Source organism: Trinickia fusca (assembly GCF_003628145.1).
In the GTDB taxonomy this organism is placed as follows: Bacteria; Pseudomonadota; Gammaproteobacteria; order Burkholderiales; family Burkholderiaceae; genus Trinickia; species Trinickia fusca.
Window position 1 is genome coordinate 109,933 of record NZ_RBZV01000008.1, and the last position, 23,624, is coordinate 133,556.

At 63.7% G+C, this 23,624-nt stretch carries 22 protein-coding genes and 1 pseudogene; 11 read left to right on the forward strand and 12 right to left on the reverse strand.

The window, feature by feature from the left end:
- Complete coding sequence (locus D7S89_RS18390; protein ID WP_121279630.1) at positions 1-4,398, forward strand: DEAD/DEAH box helicase; 4,398 nt, start codon at positions 1-3, stop codon at positions 4,396-4,398.
- A 52-nt stretch (positions 4,399-4,450) separates the two neighbouring features.
- On the opposite strand, the gene D7S89_RS18395 is transcribed toward D7S89_RS18390, so the two are convergent.
- A complete protein-coding gene (locus D7S89_RS18395; RefSeq protein WP_121279632.1) occupies positions 4,451-5,410 on the reverse strand; it encodes an MBL fold metallo-hydrolase in 960 nt (319 codons plus the stop codon).
- Positions 5,411-5,535: 125 nt separating this feature from the next.
- Positions 5,536-6,744, reverse strand: coding sequence for a sensor domain-containing phosphodiesterase (locus tag D7S89_RS18400; RefSeq protein ID WP_121279634.1), 1,209 nt, complete (start codon positions 6,742-6,744; stop codon positions 5,536-5,538).
- A gap of 258 nt (positions 6,745-7,002) precedes the next feature.
- Between D7S89_RS18400 and D7S89_RS18405 the strand changes: the two genes are divergently transcribed.
- On the forward strand, positions 7,003-7,962 hold the full coding sequence (locus D7S89_RS18405; protein WP_121279636.1) for a chemotaxis protein CheV: 960 nt from the start codon (positions 7,003-7,005) through the stop codon (positions 7,960-7,962).
- 66 nt (positions 7,963-8,028) lie between these two features.
- Here D7S89_RS18405 and D7S89_RS18410 read toward each other — a convergent pair whose 3' ends face one another.
- Complete coding sequence (locus tag D7S89_RS18410; protein ID WP_121279638.1) at positions 8,029-8,490, reverse strand: Lrp/AsnC family transcriptional regulator; 462 nt, start codon at positions 8,488-8,490, stop codon at positions 8,029-8,031.
- A gap of 178 nt (positions 8,491-8,668) precedes the next feature.
- Here D7S89_RS18410 and D7S89_RS18415 point away from each other — a divergent pair, with 178 nt between their 5' ends.
- Complete coding sequence (locus D7S89_RS18415; protein ID WP_121279641.1) at positions 8,669-8,920, forward strand: type II toxin-antitoxin system HicA family toxin; 252 nt, start codon at positions 8,669-8,671, stop codon at positions 8,918-8,920.
- Positions 8,917-9,264, forward strand: coding sequence for a type II toxin-antitoxin system HicB family antitoxin (locus D7S89_RS18420; protein WP_121279643.1), 348 nt, complete (start codon positions 8,917-8,919; stop codon positions 9,262-9,264). The genes D7S89_RS18415 and D7S89_RS18420 overlap by 4 nt, the downstream gene beginning before the upstream one ends.
- Positions 9,265-9,377: 113 nt before the next feature.
- Here the strand turns inward: D7S89_RS18420 and D7S89_RS27515 are convergent, their stop codons facing one another.
- Positions 9,378-9,548, reverse strand: coding sequence for a hypothetical protein (locus D7S89_RS27515; RefSeq protein ID WP_183085263.1), 171 nt, complete (start codon positions 9,546-9,548; stop codon positions 9,378-9,380).
- A 664-nt stretch (positions 9,549-10,212) separates the two neighbouring features.
- Between D7S89_RS27515 and D7S89_RS18425 the strand changes: the two genes are divergently transcribed.
- Together D7S89_RS18425 and phbB are read left to right on the forward strand one after the other, a co-directional pair.
- The gene (locus D7S89_RS18425) at positions 10,213-10,413 is read left to right on the forward strand and encodes a hypothetical protein (RefSeq protein WP_121279645.1); all 201 of its coding nucleotides are present in this window, start codon (positions 10,213-10,215) and stop codon (positions 10,411-10,413) included.
- 87 nt (positions 10,414-10,500) lie between these two features.
- On the forward strand, positions 10,501-11,244 hold the full coding sequence (gene phbB, locus D7S89_RS18430; protein ID WP_121279647.1) for an acetoacetyl-CoA reductase: 744 nt from the start codon (positions 10,501-10,503) through the stop codon (positions 11,242-11,244).
- Between the two features lie 115 nt (positions 11,245-11,359).
- Here the strand turns inward: phbB and D7S89_RS18435 are convergent, their stop codons facing one another.
- The gene (locus D7S89_RS18435; protein ID WP_121279648.1) at positions 11,360-11,557 is read right to left on the reverse strand and encodes a hypothetical protein; all 198 of its coding nucleotides are present in this window, start codon (positions 11,555-11,557) and stop codon (positions 11,360-11,362) included.
- A gap of 245 nt (positions 11,558-11,802) precedes the next feature.
- Here D7S89_RS18435 and D7S89_RS18440 point away from each other — a divergent pair, with 245 nt between their 5' ends.
- Complete coding sequence (locus D7S89_RS18440; RefSeq protein WP_121279650.1) at positions 11,803-12,708, forward strand: SDR family oxidoreductase; 906 nt, start codon at positions 11,803-11,805, stop codon at positions 12,706-12,708.
- Between the two features lie 158 nt (positions 12,709-12,866).
- Here D7S89_RS18440 and D7S89_RS18445 read toward each other — a convergent pair whose 3' ends face one another.
- Both D7S89_RS18445 and D7S89_RS18450 read right to left on the reverse strand, forming a co-directional pair.
- The gene (locus D7S89_RS18445; RefSeq protein ID WP_245983045.1) at positions 12,867-13,298 is read right to left on the reverse strand and encodes a hypothetical protein; all 432 of its coding nucleotides are present in this window, start codon (positions 13,296-13,298) and stop codon (positions 12,867-12,869) included.
- Positions 13,299-13,408: 110 nt separating this feature from the next.
- Entirely contained in the window at positions 13,409-13,768 is a 360-nt protein-coding gene (locus tag D7S89_RS18450) for a carboxymuconolactone decarboxylase family protein (RefSeq protein ID WP_121279652.1), read from the reverse strand.
- A 171-nt stretch (positions 13,769-13,939) separates the two neighbouring features.
- Between D7S89_RS18450 and D7S89_RS18455 the strand changes: the two genes are divergently transcribed.
- Complete coding sequence (locus tag D7S89_RS18455) at positions 13,940-14,803, forward strand: helix-turn-helix transcriptional regulator (protein WP_147426706.1); 864 nt, start codon at positions 13,940-13,942, stop codon at positions 14,801-14,803.
- Between the two features lie 35 nt (positions 14,804-14,838).
- On the opposite strand, the gene ligD is transcribed toward D7S89_RS18455, so the two are convergent.
- The 3 genes and pseudogenes from ligD to D7S89_RS18475 form a co-directional block, all read right to left on the reverse strand.
- Positions 14,839-17,409, reverse strand: a complete 2,571-nt coding sequence (gene ligD, locus D7S89_RS18460) for a DNA ligase D (protein ID WP_121279657.1) — start codon at positions 17,407-17,409, stop codon at positions 14,839-14,841.
- A gap of 40 nt (positions 17,410-17,449) precedes the next feature.
- Positions 17,450-18,265, reverse strand: a pseudogene (ku, locus tag D7S89_RS18465) (non-homologous end joining protein Ku); the annotation flags it as partial.
- A 245-nt stretch (positions 18,266-18,510) separates the two neighbouring features.
- Positions 18,511-19,062, reverse strand: coding sequence for a hypothetical protein (locus D7S89_RS18475; protein WP_121279660.1), 552 nt, complete (start codon positions 19,060-19,062; stop codon positions 18,511-18,513).
- A gap of 233 nt (positions 19,063-19,295) precedes the next feature.
- Between D7S89_RS18475 and D7S89_RS18480 the strand changes: the two genes are divergently transcribed.
- On the forward strand, positions 19,296-20,153 hold the full coding sequence (locus D7S89_RS18480) for a MipA/OmpV family protein (protein ID WP_121279661.1): 858 nt from the start codon (positions 19,296-19,298) through the stop codon (positions 20,151-20,153).
- Positions 20,154-20,306: 153 nt separating this feature from the next.
- On the opposite strand, the gene D7S89_RS18485 is transcribed toward D7S89_RS18480, so the two are convergent.
- Together D7S89_RS18485 and D7S89_RS18490 are read right to left on the reverse strand one after the other, a co-directional pair.
- The gene (locus tag D7S89_RS18485; RefSeq protein ID WP_121279663.1) at positions 20,307-21,686 is read right to left on the reverse strand and encodes a sigma-54 dependent transcriptional regulator; all 1,380 of its coding nucleotides are present in this window, start codon (positions 21,684-21,686) and stop codon (positions 20,307-20,309) included.
- A gap of 163 nt (positions 21,687-21,849) precedes the next feature.
- Positions 21,850-22,272, reverse strand: a complete 423-nt coding sequence (locus D7S89_RS18490) for a hypothetical protein (protein WP_147426707.1) — start codon at positions 22,270-22,272, stop codon at positions 21,850-21,852.
- A gap of 275 nt (positions 22,273-22,547) precedes the next feature.
- Between D7S89_RS18490 and D7S89_RS18495 the strand changes: the two genes are divergently transcribed.
- Both D7S89_RS18495 and D7S89_RS18500 read left to right on the forward strand, forming a co-directional pair.
- Positions 22,548-22,895 (forward strand): hypothetical protein, encoded by a 348-nt coding sequence (locus D7S89_RS18495; protein WP_121279667.1) that lies wholly within the window; start codon positions 22,548-22,550, stop codon positions 22,893-22,895.
- A 302-nt stretch (positions 22,896-23,197) separates the two neighbouring features.
- Positions 23,198-23,398, forward strand: a complete 201-nt coding sequence (locus D7S89_RS18500; RefSeq protein WP_121279669.1) for a hypothetical protein — start codon at positions 23,198-23,200, stop codon at positions 23,396-23,398.
- The last annotated feature ends 226 nt before the right edge of the window (positions 23,399-23,624 follow it).

Here is a 23,624-nt window from a genome sequence, read left to right on the forward strand (position 1 = left end):
ATGAACGCTCCTGTGGAAGCCAGCCCGCTCGCCGAGTTCCACCCTGCCGTCGCGGCCTGGTTCGCGCAAACGTTCGACGCGCCCACCGACGCACAGCTACGCGCGTGGCCCTCGATTCGCCGTGGGCACTCGACGCTCGTCGCCGCACCGACAGGCTCGGGCAAGACGCTGACGGCCTTCCTCTGGGCCATCGACGAACTCGTGCGCGACGGCCTCGCCAACGGCGGCACACTGCCCGACGAGACACTCGTCGTCTACATTTCGCCGCTGAAGGCGCTCTCGAACGACATCCACGCCAACCTCGAACGACCGCTTGCCGGTATCGCCGAGGAACTCGCGCGGCAAGGCGAGCCGCGCGTCGAGATCCGCACCGCCGTGCGTACCGGCGATACGACGCAGCAAGAGCGTCAAGCGCTGCGCAAGCGCGCGCCGCACATCCTCGTCACGACGCCCGAGTCGCTGTACGTTCTGCTGTCGTCGGACTCGGGACGGCGCATGCTGTCCACCACGCGCACCGTAATCGTCGATGAAATCCATGCGATGGTCGCGAGCAAGCGCGGCAGCCATCTCGCGTTGAGCCTCGAACGGCTCGATGCGCTATGCAAACGGCCCCTGCCGCGTATCGGTCTGTCCGCCACGCAAAAACCGATCGAGGCTGTCGCGCGTTTTCTCGTCGGCGTCGGTAGCGAAGCGAACTGTGCGATCGTCGACGTCGGCCATCACCGTCCGCGTGATCTTGCGCTCGAGCTGCCGCCCGTGCCGCTCGAAGCTGTGATGGCCAATGAGGTATGGGAACGCGTCTACGACCGGCTCGCCGAGCTCGCCTGCGCGCACGCCACGACGCTGATCTTCGTCAACACGCGGCGCATGGCCGAGCGCGCTGCGCGTTATCTGACCGAGCGTCTCGGCAAGGATGCCGTGGCGGCGCATCACGGCAGCATGGCCAAGGAGCATCGGCTCGATGCCGAGCAGCGCCTCAAGCGCGGCGCGTTGCGTGTGCTCATCGCGACCGCGTCGCTCGAGCTCGGCATCGACATCGGCGATGTCGATCTCGTCTGCCAGCTCGGCTCGCCGCGCGCGATCGCGCCGTTCCTCCAACGCGTCGGGCGCTCCGGCCACCATGTCGGCGGCACGCCGAAGGGGCGGCTGTTTCCGACCTCCCGCGACGACCTGATCGAATGCGCCGCGCTGCTCGACTGCGTCCACCGCGGCGAGCTCGATCTGTTGACGATGCCGCAGGTGCCGCTCGACGTGCTGGCACAGCAGATCGTCGCCGAAGTCGCCTGCGAGGAGTGGAGCGAGGACGCGCTGTTCGAGCGGTACCGCCACGCGACGCCGTACGCCACGCTCACGCGCGAGCGCTACGACGCGGTGCTGCGCATGCTCGCCGAAGGCTATACGAGCAGGCACGGGCCACGTGGCGCCTATGTGCATCGCGACGTCGTGAGCGGCACGCTGCGCGGCCGACGAGGCGGCAAGATGACGGCCGTCACCTCGGGCGGCACGATTCCCGATAACGCCGATTACGCGGTGTTGCTGGAGCCCCAAGGCATCCACATCGGCACCGTCAACGAGGACTTCGCCGTCGAAAGCCTGGCCGGCGACGTCTTCCAGCTCGGCAACACCGCCTATCGCATCTTGCGCATCGAAGCGGGACGCGTGCGCGTCGTCGATGCGCAAGGCCAGGCGCCGAACATCCCGTTCTGGCTCGGCGAAGCGCCGGGGCGCAGCGACGAACTGTCGGGCGCGGTCTCGCGGCTGCGTCAGCGTGTCGAGGCCTTGCTCGGCGAGCTCGACGCAGGCTCGCCCCCCTCCTCGACCGAGGCGGCACGCGTGTCGATCGAGCACACGATCCACACACTGATGCGCGAGCTCTCGCTGAACGAAGACGCCGCGCGCCAGATCGTCGAATACCTCGCACGTGCACGCTCGGCGTTGACCGTCTTGCCGACGCGCGACACGCTCGTGATGGAGCGCTTCTTCGACGAATCGGGCGGCACTCAACTCGTCATTCATTCGCTGTTCGGCAGCCGGATCAACCGCGCCTGGGGACTCGCACTCAGAAAGCGCTTTTGCCGGACGTTCAACTTCGAACTGCAAGCAGCGGCGACCGAAGATGCGATCGTGCTGTCGCTGACGGGCAGCCACAGCTTCGTGCTCGATGAAGTGTGGCGCTACCTGCGCTCGACGACGGGCGAGCACATCCTGATCCAGGCGCTGCTCGATGCGCCGCTGTTCAACGTGCGCTGGCGCTGGAACGCGACGACCTCGCTCGCGCTGCCGCGCTTCACCGGCGGACGCAAGACGGCACCGCAATTGCAGCGCATGAAGAGCGAGGACCTGCTCGCGTCCGTGTTTCCCGATCAGGTCGCGTGCCTCGAGAACATCGTCGGCGAACGCGAGCTGCCGCAACATCCGCTCGTCGATCAGACCGTCGACGATTGTCTGCACGAAGCCATGGATTGCGAGGGATGGCTCGTGCTCCTGCGCCGCATCGAAGACGGCACCATCAGGCTCGTCACGCGCGAGCTGTCGGCGCCCTCGCCGCTTGCAGCGGAAATTCTCAATGCGCGCCCGTATGCCTTCCTCGACGATGCCCCACTCGAAGAGCGCCGCACGCAGGCCGTGCTCGCGCGTCGTTGGGGCGAAGCCGACGCGGCCGACGATCTGGGCGCACTCGATGCCGATGCCATCGCGAGCGTGCGAGAAGAAGCGTGGCCGCAAGCGCGTTCCGTCGACGAAATGCACGAAGCGCTGACGACGCTCGGCTGCATGACCGAAGACGAAGCGGCCGCCCACGCGCTCTGGCCCGAATGGCTGACTACGCTTGCGCAATCGGGGCGTGCCACGCGTATGCAGGTGGCCGGGCACGAAGCGTTGTGGTTGCCGGTCGAACGTCTGACATGCTTGCGCGCGATCTACCCCGATTGCGCGTTCGAGCCGCGCCTCGCACCGCCGAAGGGCTTCGATGAAGACTGGGCCCAGGACGATGCGCTCGTCGATCTCGTGCGTGCGCGGCTGAGCGGCTTCGGCCCGCTGCCCGTACCGGCCATCGCTCGTGCACTGGCGCTGCCGGCGTCTTCGCTTGCGATCGCGCTCGTCGCGCTCGAACGCGAAGGCTATGCGATGCGCGGGCACTTCACGCCCGGCGCGACGCAGGAAGAGTGGTGCGAACGGCATTTGCTCGCTCGCATCCACCGTTACACGATCAGACGGCTGCGCCGCGAAATCGAGCCTGTCGAACGGGCCGATTTCGTGCGCTTTCTCATGCACTGGCAGCGCGTGGTGCCCGAGACGCGCGGCACGGGCCGCGACGCGCTGGCCGCGCTGCTCACGCAATTCGAAGGCTATGAAGCGGCAGCACCGGCATGGGAAGACGAAATTCTGCCGGCGCGGCTCACCGACTACTCGAGCCTTGCGCTCGACGAGCTGTGCCGGTCGGGGAAGATCGTATGGGCACGCCTCGTGGAAGGCGCGCATGCGGCCGGCGCGCCGGTGCGCGCCACGCCGATCGTGCTGCTGCCGCGCCGCGAGCTCGCGATGTGGCAGACGCTGACGGCGCCGCCAAGCATCGACACACTGTCGCCGAAAGCGCGCGTCGTGTTCGAAGCACTCGCGCGGCACGGCGCGATGTTCTTCGACGAACTCGTCGGCGACGTGCATCTGCTGCCGGTCGAACTCGAAACCGCGCTCGGCGAGCTCGTCGCCACGGGCCTCGTCAATGCCGACAGCTTCGCGGGCCTGCGCGCGCTGATCAAACCGGCCGCGGTGCGTCAGCGCGCGCGGCGCACGAGCACACGCATGGCAAGCCGCTATGCGCATCGCGGCGCGTTCATCGGCGGCATGGACGACGCCGGACGCTGGGCCTTGGTACGGCGCTCGTTCGCTCGTCCCGAAGGCGATGCCAATGTGCCTGCGGCCAACGCTTCACCTGGCACCCCGCTCGACGTGCTCGAACATACCGCGCTGGCATTGCTGCGGCGTTACGGCGTGATCTTCTGGCAACTGCTCGAACGTGAAGCCACCTGGCTGCCGCGCTGGCGCGAACTGCTACGCGTACTGCAACGGCTCGAGGCCCGTGGACAGGTCCGGGGCGGACGCTTCGTGAACGGCCTGTCGGGCGAGCAATTCGCGCTGCCCGAAGCCGTCGCGATGTTGCGCGACATCCGCAAGCAACCGCCGACCGGACAGATGGTGTGCATTTGCGCGGCCGATCCGCTCAATCTTGTCGGTACGCTGCTACCCGGCGATAAGGTGCCAGCCCTCGCGAGCAACCGCATCGTGTTGCGCGATGGCCTGCCTGTCGCAACACTCGTTGCAGGCCAGTTCCACTATGGGCCCGAACTCGATCCCGATGCGCGCGAACAGGCGCGCCTGCGTTTGGCGCACCGGCCCTGAGAATACTCGTTTGACCGGCGCGCCATTGCTTCATCCGTTTTGACGGACTCCCTCACTCCTGCAACGCGGCCCACATCTGCTGGTCGCGTTCGGCCGTCCAGATACGGGGATGCTTGATGCCGCTCGCCTCGTCGTACGCACGCGTGACATCGAACGGCAGGCAGTGCTCATAGATAAACACTTGCGCGAACTTCGGATCCATCGCCTCGCGTGTGAGTGCCATCGCCGCCTTCAGATCGAGCTTGCGTGCGACGGCCTCCTCCGCTTGGGCATACAACGTCGTGACGAAATCCTTCGTGTAATCGAGCCCACGCTTGACCTGCTCGGCCCCGATGAGTGCCGGCCCGCGTCCCGGCACGAGCGCTTGCGCGCCGAGTGCGCGCAGCGCTTCGAGCGTGGCGGGCCATTCCTCGAGCTGCGCATCGCCGCAATAGCAAGCCGCATCGTATTCGACGAGATCGCCGGAAAACAGCACCTTCTGCGACGGCACCCAGACGATCGTATCGCCCTTCGTATGGCCCGCGCCGAGATGCAGGATCTTCACTTCGAGCTTGCCGAGAAACAGCGTGAGTTCGCGCTCGAACACGAGCGTCGGCCAGGTCAGGCCCGGCACCGTTTCGACGCCCGCGAACAGGCGCGGAAAGCGCTCGATCTCCGATTTCATATCGGCCTCGCCGCGCTCAGTGATCATTTCGTACGTGCCGCGGCTCGCGATCACATGCTGCGCGCCCTCGGCCACATAGGCCGAAGCGCCGAGCACGCGCACGGCATGGTAGTGCGACAGCACCACGTGCTTGATCGGCTTGTCGGTCACGCTACGGATCTTGGCAATGAGGTCCTGCGCCATCGCTGGCGTTGCCGTGGTATCGACGATCAGCACGCTGTCGTCGCCGATCACGACGCCCGAGTTCGGGTCGCCTTCAGCCGTATAGGCATAGGTGTTTTCAGAAAGCTGCGTAAACGTGATTTTCTTCGCTTCGAGGTCCGCCTGGGACGCGAATGCTTTTGTCATGATGGTGTCTTCCTCAATTCTCTTCGGATGGGAGCGGACACCGGCCGATCGGGCGCACATGGCCGGCGCATGCGCACTCATTATCCAATAGCGCGCACGAGCCTGCCTGGAGCACGAAGATCGACTTACTGAAGCAGTTGGCTCAAGCCTTCGAACAGCACGTCCGCGCATAGCACGTAGGCACGTCCGCCCGTGCGCACATGCACCGATAGCGTGACACACAGATTCGTCGAACTCGACGACATGTACGGATCGCTGACGACGATCTGCCCTGAGTGCACGAGCGAGTTGCGAAAGTACGCACGCTTGGACCAGTTTGCGCCGAGACGCCGCTCGAGCAGCGGAAACGTGGTGCGATGCCACTGGGCATACCGGTCGGACTCGATGTTCTCGCCGACCTGCACGCCGTGCTCGTCGAGCACGAACACGCGCAGCGCCCAGTCCAGCGGCAGAAAATGCGCGGCGCAGGCGGCCATGTCATCGCCCTGGCAAAACGCCTCCTTCATGCGTCCGAAGGCACGGCGATAAGGCTCGAGCTCCTCGAGATCGGCCACGCGCCGCAGCCGGCGCCCAGTGGCAAGCCGTCCCGCGAGCACACGCGGGGAAGGCAGGCTGGCGTCGACCTGCTCGACGTCGACGGACGGCCGCGCGAAGTAGTACCCCTGTGCGAAGTCGGCATCGCAGTCGACGCTCAGCAACGCCTGCTCCTTCGTTTCGACACCTTCGACGACGATAAACGTGCCGATGTCATGCAACAAATCGACGAGACGCAACAGGCTGCGCGAATTGCGGTAGCTGGAGGCCGCCTTGCAGATGAGCTCGCGGTCGAGCTTGACCACATCGGGGCACAGATCCCAGACTCGCCCGAGGTTCGTGAGCCCGGCGCCGAAATCGTCGAGCGCGATCAGGAAACCGTGCTCGCGCAGACGCGCGACCGCATCGGCCAGCACGGCCGTCGTTTCCTGCTGCGCTTCGAGGATTTCGATGACGATGCGCGACGGCGACACGCCGGTCGTCAGAATGTCTTGCGCGAGGCCCGGCCCGTGCTCAGGGTCCACTAGCACGTCCGGATGCAGGTTGATGAACAGGACGCTATCGGCCGCGGCGAACGTGTCGAAGCGCCGCACGTGATGCAATGCGCACGCGCGCTCGTATTCCCCGTAGCGGCCAAGACGGCGGGCAACGGAAAACGCAGCCTCCGGCGCACATGAGGCGCCGTCGTGCCTGGCTCTGAGCAGCGCCTCATATCCGACGGGGATACCGTGCGCGAGCGACAGAATGGGCTGAAAGGCACTTTCGATCTGCGGCAAATCGCGCACGTGCGTGTCGCTCATGGGAACCTGGAATCGTCTGGGTCGGGCGAAGTGTCGCAGCCACGCGGCAGCTTGGGGACTGCATTCTTCTTACGCATTGCACTATATATCGTCAGATTCTTGCGACAACTTAACAGTTGTTCGTACGGAGAAACGCGCACGCCTATCAACTTTCGCATGTCGCGGCCGTTATCAATCGTTACAGCCCCTGCACGTGTCCACCGGGCCAAGCGCGGTGCAACCACCGCAGGGGTGCAACTTAAAGAGGAAGGACTTTCGATGGCCGCAGATCAACACTCGATCGACGAACGCACCAATCTGACCAGCTCGAATAAGTTCGAACTCCTGCTGTTTCGACTCGGTGCGGCCCCTGGCAACGACGACGCGCACGAACTCTACGGCATCAATGTGTTCAAGGTCCGCGAAATCATGACCATGCCGACGATCACGCCGATCGCCGGCGCGTCCGACCACATGATCGGCGCGGTCGATATCCGCGGCCAGATCATCCCTGTCATCGATCTGCCGAAAGTCATGGGGTGCAACCCGTCCCGCGGCCTGAACATCCTGCTCGTCACCGAATTTGCACGCTCGACGCAGGCCTTCGCGGTCGAGGAAGTCGACGACATCGTGCGGCTCGAATGGAATCAGGTGCTATCGGCTGAAACGTCGGCCGGCGGCAGCTCGGTCACGAGCATTGCGCGCATCGACGGCAACACCGGCGATTCGCGGCTCGCGCAGGTCGTGGACGTCGAACAGGTGCTGCGCGACGTGTTCCCGGCCCAGCATCCGAGTGTCGATCCAGCCGAAGTCGGTACGAACGTCAAGATCAAGCCGGGTGCGAAGATCCTCGCCGCCGACGACTCGGGCTTCGCCCGCAAGCTGATCGAACAGAGCCTGAGTGCCCTCGGCGCCGAATACATCATCACGAAGACGGGCCAAGAAGCTTGGGATACGCTCGTGCGCATCGCGCGTGAAGCTCAGGAGGAAGGCGTGCGCACACGCGACAAGATCGCGCTCGTGCTGACCGATCTCGAAATGCCCGAGATGGACGGCTTCATGCTGACGCGCCAGATCAAGGCCGACGACCGCATGCGCGACATCCCCGTCATCATCCACTCCTCGCTGACGGGCACGGCCAATGAAGCGCACGTGAAGAATGCCGGCGCCACCGGCTACGTCGCGAAGTTCCAGGCCGGCGACCTCGCCTCGGCGATCCGCCAGGCGCTCGTCGCCTGACGGCCTGACGCTTTACCTGACCGGCGCTGCGCTCGCAGCGCTCTCTTGCTGGCCAGCCCTGCTTGCCTAAAGCAGCGGCAGGCCCGCGTCGCGTTTAACTTCGCGCAGCGACAGCACCGATTCGACCGACGTCACGCCCGGCAGCGCGCGCAGCACGTCGCGCACGAAATTTCCATAGTCTTCGAGATCGCGCGCGACCACGTGCAACAAATAGTCGGCGCTGCCTGAGACGTTGTGACACGACACGATGCGCGGCACTGCCTGGATCTCCCGCTCGAACTGGTCGGAAAGCCGCCTGTCGTGCACGCCGAAGCGCACGAGCGCAAACGCCGTTACACCGATCTCAACCGCCGGCTTCGACAGCACCGCACGGTAGCCCTCGATATACCCCTCCTGCTCGAGCCGCTTCAGGCGCCGTGCGCACGGCGTTTCGCTAAGGCCTACCGCTTCGGCCAGGCTCGCGTTCGTCATACGGCCGTCGGCCTGCACGGCCATCAGAATCGCACGGTCGGTCTTGTCAAGATTCATCGTCGGATCACAGCGCTGATGCAATGGCACGGATGGTAGCGCAAGCGGGGCCCTCGAGGGCGTCGTGGAGCGTCATAGGCACGCACCCATAGCCTTTCGGTCAGCTGTTTTTTGATAGCACATGACGATAGCATCGAGGGATCGATTTTGATATCATCTTTCGCTATCGCAGGGTGCCATGAAAAGCAAGCATGCCAGAACGCTTGAAGCGATATTTCACCTGCCCACGCACGGCAGCATCGTGTTCGCCGACATCGAAGCGCTCGTGATCGGCCTCGGCGGACAGGTGAGGGAAGGCGCGGGCTCGCGCGTGGCTTTCGAGCTCAGCGGCATTCGACGGTATTTGCATCGCCCACACCCAGGCAAGGATGCGAAGAAGTACCAGGTCGAAGCCCTGCGCGCATGGTTTAGCGAACTAGGAGTCGAGTGATGAACGTCATGAACTACAACGGATATCTGGCGCGGATCGAATACGATCCGCGCGACAACATCTTCGTCGGACACGTGCTCGGCGTGTCCGATCGCATCAGCTTTCATGGCGAGTCGGTCGCCGAGCTCACCGATGATTTCCATCGCGCCGTCGATCACTATCTCGAAGACTGCGCAAAGACGGGCCGCGCGCCCGAAAAGCCTGCCTCAGGCAAGCTCATGCTGCGCATCCGCCCCGAAGTGCACGCGGCCGTCGGTATCGCCGCCGCAGCGGCCGGCAAGAGCATCAATCAATGGGCCGACGAGGTGCTGGCACGCGCAGCGCACCGTCGTCGAGCCGCTTAGCACAGCCAAACGATCCGTTCCCGCTGCTCGCACGCGCGTGCGAGCAGCATACTGGCGGCCAACACTCCCGGTGCACGCGATTAGCGATCAGGCGTGCGAGGAAGAGGTGTCGATCAGCCCCCCTCAATGCACTGAAACACCCGGCCGGTGCCACCGCACACCGTGCAACGCTGCCCCTCCACCATGCCCGTGCCGTGGCAGGCACCGCACGGGCTCTCGCCGACGCCGAGCACGTCGAGCGACGCTTCGTGAGCATGATTCTTCGGGGTACTGGCTTCTTGCATGGCATTCCTCCATTGCAGGGCGAATGCTTGTCACCTCAGCAATATCCAGACCGTGCCGCGGTGCAACACCGCGCTGCCCGGCTGGCATCTCAACCAGCGACGCATAATGTGTGAAGAAACGAATTAATACCGTTCATTTAGCATATTCCTCACACCCCGCCCATCTAACATTAAGATTACAAAGCAATGAAACCAGTGTTATCAATTTGAAACACAATGTTCACAAACCACCCCTCCAAGGCCCGCCTCCGCCTTACCCAACAAGACTAACGGGTACGGGCGAAAAGATACCTTTCCCATATTGCGAACCGCTGCGGACGGTATTAGTATTGGCAGCACCTCGAATCCCACGAAGTTGGGCGCCAAAAACGCGCCAACCGAAACAATTACCGTCTCGGTCGTAACCGTGGGATCTTCACGCGCAATTAATACCTGCCCGACATTCGGCCGCAATAAATACGTGAAAACGTTTTTATCGTCTCATGGAATCGGCATAGGGGTCTCATGCTTTTCGTAAATCGGTTGTCGGAATACTTTCCGAATGTTCAACGTCCTTTTGTCGACGATGTAATTGATACCCGGTTTGGAAAGAGTGAACCGGTCCCGATCCGCTTTCGGGATTGCTGAACAGATCGACCGTCTACGTTTATTTGGGAGTTTGAGCATGTTGAGCCCTCACGAATTCGCCACGCTCATACTGGTGCGGGACGCCCCCGACCAGATCGAAGCCGACCGCGCAGAACTCGACACGCTGCTCGAGCGCGAACTGGTAGCGCTGGAGCAAGCCGAGCGCGGGACGCGTCCACGCATCACCGAAAACGGTCACTCCGTTCTCGAAGCCTGCTCGCGTCTGCGATGCGGGTAACGGGCGGCGCGGCACTGCCCGCGCGCGCGGTGTCTGCCGCTCGAGCCTTCCCCCTTCATCCAACGATCACAAACGGGAGAACACAAGATGGCTAGAAAGATTGCACTTGTTACGGGCGGCATGGGTGGCATCGGCGAAGCGATCAGCATGCGCTTGTACGATGCCGGCCACATGGTGCTGGTGACCTACTCACCGAGCAACACGAGCGCCGACACCTGGCTCGGCCGGATGGAAGCCGAGGGCCGGCAGTTTCGCGCTTTCCCGGTGGATGTGGCCGATTACGCGTCGTGCGAGCGCTGCGCGGCGCAGATCCGCAGTGACATCGGTCCCGTCGACATCCTGATCAATAACGCTGGCATCACGCGCGATGCGAGCTTCAAGAAGCTCGACAAGACGGGCTGGGATGCCGTGCTGCGCACCGATCTCGACTCGGTGTTCAACATGACCAAGCAGTGGTATGAAGACATGACCACGCGCAGTTGGGGCCGCATCGTCAACATCTCTTCGGTCATCGGCAGCAAGGGAGGCTTCGGACAAACGAACTACGCCGCAGCGAAGGCGGGCATGCACGGCTTCACGAAATCGCTCGCGCTGGAAGTCGCTCGCAAGGGCGTTACGGTCAACACGGTCTCGCCGGGCTTCATCGCGACGCGCATGGTGACGGCCGTGCCCGACGAAATCATGAACACCAAGATCCTGCCCGATATTCCCGTCGGCAGGCTCGGTCAGCCAGAGGAAGTCGCCGCTCTCATCGCCTATCTGTGCTCGGACGAAGCGGGCTTCGTGACGGGAGCGAACATCTCGATCAACGGCGGTCAGCACTTGCAGTAACGCACACGCGTTGCCGCCGGGCGCGCAAACGAAAGCGCCACGGCGGTCGCGCCACGTCTACCGGCCCGTCGGTCCGTCCCCAACCGAAGGGACGGACGGGTTGCCGTCGGCCGCCTCAGTGTTTGTGGTTCTTCTTGTGGTGCTCTTTGGCGTGATCCTTTTGCGGCTCGATCCTGGTCGTGCCGCCTACGGCCGGCGGATCGCTCGCGGGGAAGGTATCCTCGACCGACTCGTCGATGAGGTCCTCCTCGTGTTTGCTCGCCTCGTTGCCTTTGTCAGGTTTGCTGTCGTGCTTGTGCGTTTTCTTCGACATCACGCCCTCCCTTAGCCACATTCGAAAACGATCCGACTTGGCTATGTTGGATCTGCGTTTCCGGCTTGTCCAGCGCTCAAACAGCCTTTGACGAAATACCGGTACCCATCCCTCGATACAGAGACAGAGCGGCATGCCTCGACATGCCCCTTGCAACGCGCGAAAGCAGACATAAGCAGGCGCAAGCGTCAGGCATGCTTCCCCTACCCTCGTCAAAGCGACAATCGCGTTGCAAGGAGACTCGTATGCCACGCTCGCGTCGCTTACGGAAGGTGGTCGTCATTACCGGTGCCAGTACAGGAGTCGGCCGCGCAACGGCGCTCGCGTTCGCGCGCCTGGGTGCCGACGTCGCGCTGCTCGCGCGCGATGTGCAGACACTCGAAGCGACCGCAAGCGCCGCACGCGCACTGGGCGTAGCCGCGTTGTCGATCGCGCTCGACGCCAGCGCGGCCGATGCCGTCGAAACCGCCGCGCGGCAAATCGAGGAAACGCTGGGCCCTATCGACGTCTGGATCAACCACGCGATGGCCGTGATGTTCCCACCTGTGGCCCGCATGACGCCAGCCGAGTTCGCCCGTGTCGCGGAAGCCACTTATCTGAGCTACGTGTGGGGCACGATGGCAGCGCTAAAGCGGATGAGCATGCGCAACCGCGGCGTCATCGTGCAAGTGGGCTCGGCCCTCGCGTACCACACCATCGCGCGGCGCTCAGCCTCCTATGGCGCCACCCATGCGATCCGCGGCTTTACCGATGCGCTACGCCGTGAACTGTTGCACGAACGAAGCCGTGTCCGTGTGACTATGGTGCAAATGCCGCCCGTCAACGCGTCGCAGTTCGACTGGACTGCAGCACGCACGTCCGTCACACCATGCCCCGTGGTGCCTTTCTACCAGCCGGAGGCAGCCGCCCATGCGATCGTCCGGGCTGCGACCCACGCAAGGCACGAGCTACAAGCCGGGGGGGTGCCGATCAGGGCAGTCGCGGAGCATCTCTCGGGAACGCATCGCATGCGCCGCTTGTCCGATGCCGAGGCAAAAACGACGAGTGCGTCGCTATGGCTCGACACGCATCGCAGCGCGGCATTCGGTGCAGCAATCGCGCTCGCATTGCTTGCGCTGCTCGCGCGCAAGCACCCGCAGCGGTATTCCTAAAGACACCAGGCTGCGCGACGAGCCAACCCCTCAAGGGGTGAAAGCGTCGATCGCTGTCATCACGTCGGATGGGGTATCCGATGCAATGCGAGGGCAATAGCGAAGCGGGGGCCGGAAGATCCGGCCCCCGCAACAAACTGCGTCGAATCGAAACGCCGTTATTGTGCGTAGAAATCGAAAGTCCCCAGCGAAGACAGCACGGCCGTTCCGCCGTTTGGCAGATACGAGCGCACGCCCGTCATGTAGAGCTTTCCGACTTGCGAGAGCACGCCGGTCCAAGCGTCCTCGATCACATACGGCCAGCCGTCCGGCCGTACGAACGCCGTAAAGCCGAGGCTCAAAGGAGCCGTTTCGTTAACGACGTAGTACCAGCGTCCGGTCACCTTGAACGTTTGCTCGCCGCGCGGCGTGTACTTCGACACGTAGGTCCCGTCGAACGTGCCGCTTCCGTTGCTATTGGTGATGGTCAATATGAAGTTGCGGTCCTCAGAGACGTACTTTCCGTCGATGTTCATGTCGATCTCCAGTCGATGCACTACTGAGCCATACCTGCCGGTGTCGGTGCCGCGCTCGAACCGTTTCGTCGCCATGCGGGCCATTCGAATACTAGCCAGCGCTTACAAAAACGCAGCTGTCAGGTTAGACAGGGGGACACGCAGCATCGCCGCGCGCCGCCCTCTTCGTGCCCCTCGCCAGCGCATCACCCTTGCGCCGCATCGCTCGGTTCAAACGCTTGCACGGCTTCGAGCGCATGCAGCGAATAAACGTAAGCCGCACCCGCATTGAGCGCGATGGCAGTCGCGAGTGCCTGCGCGACTTCCGCCTCGGTAGCACCGTTCGCGACAGCCGCTTGCGCATGCACGCTGATACAGCCATCGCAGCGCGTCGTCACGGCGACCGCCAGCGAGATCAGCTCGCGCGTCTTCGCATCGAGCGCATTGCCCTCGGCTGCCGCGGCGCCTAGCGATTGATAGGCGGCGAGCATCTTCGGGTGGGCCTTGCCGAGCGCGCCGAACGAGCGCTTGACGTGGGATGAGGTATTGGTCCAATCGGAAAACATGAGAGCGACTCCGGAAAAGTGAATGGAAAACGCGACCGTGCCCTGTCTGTGCCGCTTCGTAGCGCTTTACGCTACGTCATGGCCTCAGGCATCGTCGACGGCTCCACTGTAACGACGCCGAAGCCGCCATAATTGCCGGATTTCCGCAACGTCTTGCTCGATCGTCTCGACATGGATCTACTGAGCCGCCTGACTGCCTTCGTCCGCGTACGCGGAAATCTGCTGCCGTTGTGCCCGTCATCGAAGGGCTGGGTGGAGGATTGCCCGCAGAGTCCGCCCGGCGTGATTCCGTACCATGTGGTCGTCGAAGGCGCATGCGATTTCGAGCTCGTCGCCACAGGAACACGCACGCGACTGACCACGGGCGAGATCGTCGTGGTGCCGCACGGCGCGCACCATCGGCTGCTGCCGTTACCGCGACAGCGCAATAGTGTCGTGCGCATTCTGTGCGGCACGTTCGCCACAGCGCCGCTGCGCGAGAGTGTGCTGCTAGCCGGCATGCCCGAGCAATTCGTCATCGATACGCAAGACCGCGCCGAATTCGCGTGGCTCGCCGGCGTGCTCGACATGATGGAGAACGAGACGCTGAGCGAGCGGGCCGGCACCGCGGGTATCGTCGGCGACCTGAGCTCGGCCATCTTCACGTTGATTCTGCGCACGTGGCTGGAAGCGGCACCGGTTGCCGCGGGCCTGCTGGCGATGGCGGCGCACCCAGCGCTAGAGCGAATCGCTGTCGCCTTGCTCGACGAACCCGAGCGAGACTGGACCGCCGAACAACTGGCCGCGCTCGGCCACGTCTCGCGCGCGACGCTCGCGCGGCTCACCGACAAGCACGGCGCCCCGACACCGGCACGGCTCTTGACCGAACTGCGCATGCATCGTGCAGCGCAGTGGCTCGCGCGCGGCGACGCGACAGCCGCACGCGTGGCCGACTGGGTCGGCTACGACTCGGAAGCGGCGTTCAATCGTGCGTTCAAGCGCTTGTTCGGCATCACGCCGGGACGTTTCGCGTCGGCGGCACGCATGCCGCGCTGATACGTAACGATAGCCGCACGCATGCGGCTCCCCGTTCACTCCCCGTTGCCGTCACGCATGCCGAGACGCATGCGCATCTCGCGCGTGATGCGTTGCCGCGTGCTCGCATAGTCGGCCCATGGGTCCGCTCGCAGCGCGTCGAGCCGTTGGTGAACGTTCTCGACGGTCCACTGCGCCCCACCTGTCGTCGCGTCGACTTCCTCCCACGACAACGGCACCGATACGCCAAGCCCTGGTCGCGCACGCGGCGAGTAAGCCGCCACTGTGCTCGCGCCGCGGTTGTTACGCAGATAGTCGATGAAGATGCGACCTTGCCGGTTTTGCGCCCCCATCTTCGCGCTGAAGCGCTCGGGCAGCGTATCGGCCATGTGCTGTGCCGCGGCTTGCGCGAACGCCTTCGCTTGCGCCCAGCTCGCGTGCTTCGCAAGCGGCACGACCACATGCAACCCTTTGCCGCCGCTCGTCTTGCACCAGGATTGCAGCCCCAGTTCGTCGAGCAGCGAACGCATGAGCTGGGCAGCCTCGATCATGCGCTGCCAGCCGAGGCTCGGATCAGGATCGAGATCGAAGACGATGCGATCGGGCTTGTCGATATTGGACGCCAAGGCGTTCCAGGTATGGAGCTCGATCGTACCCATCTGGGCGACGCTGACTAACGCCTGCTCGCTATCGACCGTCATCAGCGGCGCGTGGCCAGGATCGAGATCCTTGTACATCGTGACGTACGGAATCGACAACCGATTGCTGTGCTTCTGAAAGAACAGCTCGCCATCGATCCCGTCGGGTGCACGTGTGAGCGCTATTGGTCGCCCTTTCACGTGCGGTAGCATCCACGGCGCCACCCATTCGAAGTAGCGAACGAGATCGAGTTTGTGCAAGCCCGTGGTCTTGTCGATCAGACGGTCAGGATGCGTAATGCGGATGCCGGAAAAGATATCTCCAGCTCGATCACGGAGGTTCGAGGGCTTTGCCGGCTCAGGTTCAGTCGACTCTACCTCGTCTGCATTGCGCGGCGCCTCTCGCACGATCTCGCTCGCGGGCTTGTCACGCCGCCAGCCGATAAACGAAGCCTGACGCACGCTGCCCTCGCTGGTCCACTCGGCAAAGCTGCATTCGGCCACGAGCTCGGGCCGGACCCAGTGCGAACGCGCGTGGCCGCGCGCGGCTGGCATCGTCGCGAACGGCATCGCCTGCGTCTCGAGTGCATTGAGCGCTTTGCGCAACGCGCGCAACGTCGCCGTATCGAAACCCGTGCCCACGCGCCCTGCGTATTTCAGCGCGCCGTGTCCGTCATACACGCCCAGCAGCAGCGCGCCGAACCCCACCCGGCTGCCCGAGGGATCGCTATAGCCGCCGATCACGAATTCCTGCCGGCGCCGGCAACGCAGCTTGACCCATGCCCCACTGCGCGTCGACGTATAGCGGCTGTCACGCCGTTTGCCGATGATGCCTTCGAGCCCCATCTCGCCGGCACTTTGCAGCAGCGCGTCGGCATCGACCATGAAGTCTTCGGAAAAGCGCAACGTGTCCTGCGCAACCGGCTCCATCAATGCGCGCAGCAACGCCCGCCGTTGCACGAGCGGCACGCCGCGCAAGTCATAGCCGTTCAGGTAGAGCAAATCGAACACGAACACGACGATGTCCCGCGACCGATTCGCATCGAGCGCGTTTTGGAGAGCCTGAAAGCTCGGCACGCCGCGCGCCCCGAATACGACGGCCTCGCCGTCGATCCACGCTGTGTGCACGTCGAGCGTCGCGAACGCCTGGCTCTGCTCGAGAAACTTCGCCGACCAGTCGAGACCGTTACGCGTGAAGATACGCACAGGCTGGGTAGCAGCGTGGTCGATGCGCGCAAGCACGCGGTAGCCGTCGAATTTCACTTCATACGACCATTCGTCGCTGCGCGGTGCGGTATCGACGAGCGTCGCGAGCTGGGGCTTGACCGACACGGGCAACGGCGCCTTCACCGCGCCCTCGATAGACGGCGACGCAGCCAGCACGCGCAACGATTCGCTGGTGCGTGTCGCGACGATGTCCGGGGGTTTGCGTTTGCCGCGATCGGCCAGCACACTGCCGGGCTGCGCCGCGACCACGTCGTATTCGCTTGCGCTGCGTGCCTCCTCGTCGCGCTCCTTGATCAGCAGCCATTGCTCCTTGTCGCAGCTGCCATGCATGCTGCTGCGAACGAGCGCCCATCGCCCGTGCAGCTTTTCGCCGTTGAGCGTGAACTTGAGCCGCCCTGCCTCGTAGCCCTCGCGAGCCTGCGCGACCCCGCCGACCGGCTCCCACGTGCCGCGGTCCCAAACGATGACGGTACCCGCGCCATAGTTGCCTTCGGGAATCTCGCCTTCGAACGTGCCGTACTCGAGCGGATGGTCCTCGACATGCACGGCGAGCCGCTTGACCGACGGATCGAGGCAAGGCCCCTTCGGCACGGCCCACGAGTGCAGCGTGCCGTCAAGCTCGAGCCGGAAGTCGTAATGCAAACGGCGCGCGTGGTGTTCTTGAATCACGTACGACAAAGCATGGTCGTCGCCCATAGGCCGCTCGCCGGACGGTTCTGGCGTCGCGTCGAAACGACGCTTCTTGTCGAGCCTGCCCGCCATGTCGATGCCGATTCAGTTCCGCGCTTTATCGATCCGCTCAAGCGACATGCTTGCCTTTGCCTCGCCCGAGGCTGCGCTTGAGCAACTCCGACAAATCGACGACGTCGGCCGTCGCCCGCGTCCTGGCCGGCACCTTTGCGGTGTCGCTGATTTCACGCGTCTTGCCCTCGTGAATCTTGCGGTCGACGAGCGCGAGGATGTCGTCGCGGAACGTATCGTGATACTCAGCAGGATTCCAGGGCCCGCTCATCTCCTCGATCAGCTTGACCGCCATGTCGATTTCGCGTGCCGTGATGCCGGACTGCTTCGCATCGTCGGGGGGCACCGCGAGATCGTCGCAGGGCAGCACTTCGCCGGCCCACCGCAACGTGTTCAGCGCAAGCAGGGGGCCAGCCGGAATCAGCGCAGCCAAATGCTGCTTGTTGTGCAGCACGACATTGGCAATGCCGATCTTGCCGGTCTTGACGAGCGCCTCACGCAGCAAGACATAAGCTTTCTTGCCCTGGCGCTCCGGCACGAGGTAATAGGGCGTATCGAGGTAGAGAAACGAAACGGAGTACGCCTCGACGAACGCAAGGATGTCGACGGTCTGCGTCGACTCGGGGCTCGCCGCGCGAATCTCCTCGTCGCTGAGCAGAACGTAGTGGCCCTTTTCGTATTCGAAGCCGCGCGCGACGTTCTCGCGGCTGACTTCCTGGCCCGTGCGTTTGTTGATCTGCTTGTAGCCGATCGGGTCGGCCGTATCCTTGTCGAGCAGATTGAAGCTCGTGCGCTCGAGACGCGTGGCCGGATACAGCTGCACCGGCACGTTGACGAGGCCGAAGCTGATCGCTCCTTTCCATATCACGCGTGACATGATGGCTCCTTTGCGTGGTCCGCGAACACTACGCGCAAGCAGCGCGAGGTACGCGACAAACCGGCTCGGCAGCGTCACGCGCCTCGGCCCGTGGGCGCAGGCGGCGGGTGCCTGCGCGACGTCATCGGCATGCACCGACCGACATCGTCGCGAGGAAGATCACCAGGAAAATAAAGGATAGTATTTTTGCGTTCCGGGTGGCGTCCGCTGCGATGCCGGCGAGCCCGATAAGCGGAAATGGTCGCTCAGTCGTCGCCGCGTTCGACGGGCAACTTGTCAGGATCGGCCAGCGTTCGGTAGGGCAGCGCGTTCGAAGCAGGGTCGGTCGTCGTTTCATCGATGACACGCTCGACGTCGGCCGTCTTCGCGAGCTCGGCCAGGAATGTGTGCTTGTCGAAATCCGGCGCCACGCATCCCATGACGTAGACGAAGCGGCGTTGCAGCACGAGCCACAGCGTCGTGCGGTGCTGCCAGTGCGTGGCTGGCTCGATGTTGTTCAGGCGCCGGTGCACGGCCTCGTCGATTTCCTTGTCGTACAGGTAGCCGTTGGATAGCCGGCAACGGCCTTCCCACCAGCAGCTGTTGCCGCGCTCGACACGCCAATGCGATTGCCTGCGCCACTCGTCTTCGGTCTCGAGCGGCCCGAGCGGTGTGGGGCAGGCCGCGATTGCCTGCGAGACTTCGAAAAACGGATCGTTGCCGCGGTTCAGGCGCCCGCTGTCGGCCCACGCGCTCGCGCCTGCGCTCGCCAACGCGATCGATACAGCCCCTGCACTCCATCGCAGCACGCGTTTCATACGTCCCCCGTTGTTTTAATACGACGCGATCAATCAGGAACGGCAGTCGGAAGGTCGGCGCGATTTCATCACGCGATGCCGTGCGTGGCAAGACTCGGCAATGCCGGACTCGACTCGTTGCGAACGCGTGCCCCCTGCAAAAACGGCATGCGAATTGCTTCCGGTTCTGGCACGATTGGCACACGCGGTATTCGATATAAACAAAAGACCAAGCACCAAGGAAAAAACACGCCATGGCGATCTCGATCGCATCACCGCGTCACCTGTGCGCAGGCGCGCTTGCCGCTGCCGCGCTGATACCCGGGCCCGCGGCGGCCCAGACGCCGTCGCCGCTCGCCGAGTGGCAATACTCGTCGGGCATCCTGCTCGAGCAGATGTTCGAGCCGAATCTGCCGACCTGGCGCATTCGGGTGGGACCGACGGTCGCTTTTCAACCGCGTTACGACGGCGCCGACAGCTACGCGACCCAGACCGGCGCGGCCATCGACATTCGCTACCGCGATCGCTTCTTTTTTTCAACCGGCGAAGGCCTCGGCGCCAACGTGCTGACCGGGCCGAACTGGCGGGTCGCACTCGGCGCGGCCTACGATATCGGGCGCCGCTCGGCCGACGATCTCGATCATCTGCACGGCCTGCCCAACATCAACCCGGCACCGCTGCTGCGCCTATCCGGCGAGTATGTGGTGTCGAAGTCGTTCCCGCTGGTCGTGCGCGCCGACGTGCGTCGCAGCTTCGGCGGCGACAACGGCTGGATCGGCGACCTCGGCGCGTACATGCCGATGCCGGGCAGCTCCGAGAAGTTCTCGTGGTTCGTCGGTCCGACGATGACGGCAGCCGATTCGCGCTACATGAATAGTTGGTTCGGCGTGAGCCCGGCGGCATCGGCTCGCTCGGGGCTCTCGACCTATCACGCGTCGGCCGGTATCAAGTCGGTCGGCATCGGCGTCAGCGCCGACTGGGAGATCCGCAAGCATTGGCTGCTGTCGGCCGATGCGGCATTCCAGCAGCTCGTCGGCTCGGCCGCGCATAGCCCGATCACGCAGACGCGCGGGTCGGGCGTGTTCGACTTGTCCATCGACTACGATTTCTGACGAGGGTGCTTGCGCAGCCCGCTGCCAACACGTAGGATCCGCTACGTAGTCGGGAGCGCTGAGACATCGGTGCGATGGGCGATTGTTCCACCCGGCTTCCCAATTCTGGCGGACCGCGACGCGGTCCGTTTTTCATTTGGATGCCCATCGTCGTCAAGCCGACAAATCATCGGCATGCGGTAACTCCGATTCACCGTTCGCGTCGCGCAATCCATAGCGAACCATCAGCCGGTACAGCGTCGAGCGCGATACGCCGAGCTCGGCCGCCGCCTCGTTGATGCGATCGCCATGCCGCAGCAACGCGGTCTCGATCACTTTCTTTTCCGCCGCCTCGCGTGCTTCGACCAGCGTCATGCCGGGCTGCGCGCTCGCAGGTTGAAGGCCGAGGTCCTCGGCGCCGATCAGCTTGCCCTCTGCCATCACGATGGCGCGCCGCACGCGATTGATCAGCTCGCGCACATTGCCGGGCCATGTGTACTCGTGCATTGCCTCGATCCCCGACGCGGCGAAGCCGCGAATCTTGCGTGCGCTGTCGCTCTTGTATTTGTGCAGCATGTGATGCGCAAGCAGCTCGATGTCCTTGCCGCGTGCGCGCAACGGCGGTTCGTCCACGCGCAGCACGCATAGGCGATGGAACAGGTCCGCGCGAAACCGCGCGTCATCCATCGCGCCTTCGAGATCGACGTGCGTGGCCGAAATCACGCGCACGTCTACGGCGATCGACTCGTGTCCACCAAGCCGTTCGATCTTGCCCTCCTGCAAAAAGCGCAACAGGCTCGCCTGGCTCTCGAGCGGCAGATCGCCGATTTCGTCGAGAAACAACGTGCCGCCGTCCGCCGCTTCGACACGGCCGATCTTGCGTTGATGCGCACCCGTGAACGCACCGCGCTCATAGCCGAACAGCTCCGATTGCAACAAGTGCGGCGGAATCGCGCCGCAGTTGATCGCAACGAACGGCGCCTTGCGTCGAGGCGAGCGCTCATGAATGGCTTGGGCGGTCAGCTCCTTGCCCGTGCCCGATTCGCCGGCAATAAATACCGGCGCGTCCGTCGCCGCGACCTTGCGAACCATGCGAAAAAGCCGCTGCATGGCCTCGCAATCGCCAATCATGTGCGCGTCGCCGGTCGTGCCCCCTTCTGCCCGTTGCATCTCATCGTTCAGCGCCGACATGCCGCGCGCATGACCCAGAATCGCCGCGATGCGCGCAGGCTCCGTCGGCAGTGTCACGTAGTCGAAACAGTACAGACCGATAAGGCGACGCACACTCTCGTCAGTCATCTGCCCTGCCTTGACGGCCGCTACCCAGTTGATTCTCGAGGTTTGCAGCAGCGTTTCGACGACCCGCCAATCGCCCGCATCCACGCTGCCCAGATCGATGAGCCCCGCGGACTTCGGCCATTGCTTGGCGACCGCCCCAGCACGATTCGGCTGAGCCACGACCTCGACCGCCCACCCTGCTGCGCGCAGGTGTGCGATCAGTGCCGCGTCGGGCACCGTAGTGACATAAACGAGCAAAGGGGAGCTGGATAGCATGGCCGTTTCGGATGGCAATCGTCGTATCGAGCTTCGCTGAGGAACCGCTCCTCTTCCCTACAATAATCGATCACAACTGAATTCCCATCCCTCATTCGCATTGCACCGCAACGATGCGACTCGATTTCGCATAAGCAGCCCGGACGTCCAGGCCCGCGCGGGATTACGCCGACATCAAAGCAGGCGTTTCGGCCACCAACGGCTCCCCGCGTTTGTGCAACGCCGAAGAACACCAGCCCGTGTAGAGCGTGCGACCAGCAATGGGCTTGCCCGCATCGTGCTCGACAATATGCGCGACCAGCGGCAACAAACGGACAGCGGCCTGGAGCTGCCACACGTTCAGGTGCCCCGACGACAATGGCGATGTCGACGCGGGCGGCATATGCCCTGCGACTTGCCCGGCATCGCGAATGTCGAGGCGATAACGCAAGGGAGTATGCGCATCCGGGAACGCGATCGACACGTCGTAGAAGCGCGCCGGCCTGCGTGGATGAACATAGCGAAAACAGAACTTCGCCGCGCCGCTCGCCCGCGTTTCGGGTGGCTTTGCGGGCGGCACGAGGCACAACAAACTCGAATCGCTCACGGACATGTCTCCCTGATGGTCTTGTTGCGTGCCGCCTTCGACGAGGCGGTTTCGAATCAGTATTCCAGAGGGAAGCTGCAAGTATTTGACGATTGTCAAATCGTCGTACGTGATTTTTTCAATTGCTTGACGACGCGGCTTTCGTGCCGCCGACAGGCCTCCCCCCTCGCGCTCGAGCTGGCACTCGTTCAATTGATCCAGGTCAAATCTCCACACCGGTCGTTCATTACATTGACATCGCACACGACCGAACGCACAACGAGAAGGGGGCCACCATGCAGCACATTCATCGCCTTCACCCCGAATGGCGGCATGCCACCGCACCGACCTACATCGCGAGCTACATCTTTCCCTTGTTGTTGCTGGCATACGAGGTGTATCGGCTCGGCTCGTGGATCGCGCTGCAAGGCACCGACTTCAAGAACTACAGCCAAACCGGATACGAATTCACGATGATGCTCGCGACGTTCATCGTGCAAGTGGCGGCGGAGGGCGTATTTCTAGCGATCGCGTGGGTCGGTCGTGATCCCGATCTCGAGCAGCGCCTCGCCAATGTATCGCTCGGTGTACTGTGCTCGTTCCTCGTGCTCGCCTTCGATTACCTGCTGCAAGTCGCGTTCTGACATTCCGCTATCCATCGTTGACGGCGCGCTTGCATCGCCGCCCTCCAAGCCAGTCGATCGTCAGCCCCAGACGCGCTCGCCCTCCCGTGTTGCAGTGCGCTGTGTGAAGGCGCCACCCCCGCTATCCCCTTGTAGGCGAACGCCGACAGCATCGCTCGATGCCTTACGCGAGGTTCAGTGTGGGCTGATTTCCAATACGCGGTGCTCCGCCGATACTGAAGCCATCGGATAACCGATCGGCGAAACGGCCTCCGAACTGCCCAGCGTCTCGCCGCCCTGCAATGCACATTCGGAGCACCGCCATGTCGAACTCTGCATCGAACAACACGAAGATCGGCAACGTCGACGACATCCTCGACCTGGCGCGTGATGCCGGCTTGCTCGTCACGCTCGACGGCCAGATCGGCCGCGAGAAATATCAAAGCGTCGCTGGATCACTGAACGCATTCCTGCGCTTCGTCGACGCATTGCGCGCCGATCGCCCCGAAAGCGCCACGGCCTGATGAAGGTCGCTCAATCACGCTCACCACGCCTTCATCCTGACCATGCACACCTCGACCCTTCCAGTGACCTCGCCCTGTTCCCGCGTGTGGAATATCGCAGCCCGGTATGCGCGACGCCCCGGCACGAACAATCAGCGCGGCGTCACGCTACGCGGCGCGGCGCACGCCTCTCTGACGTTGGTCAAACGCTCGCTCGATCGGCGCGTCTAATCTGAACCGAAGCACG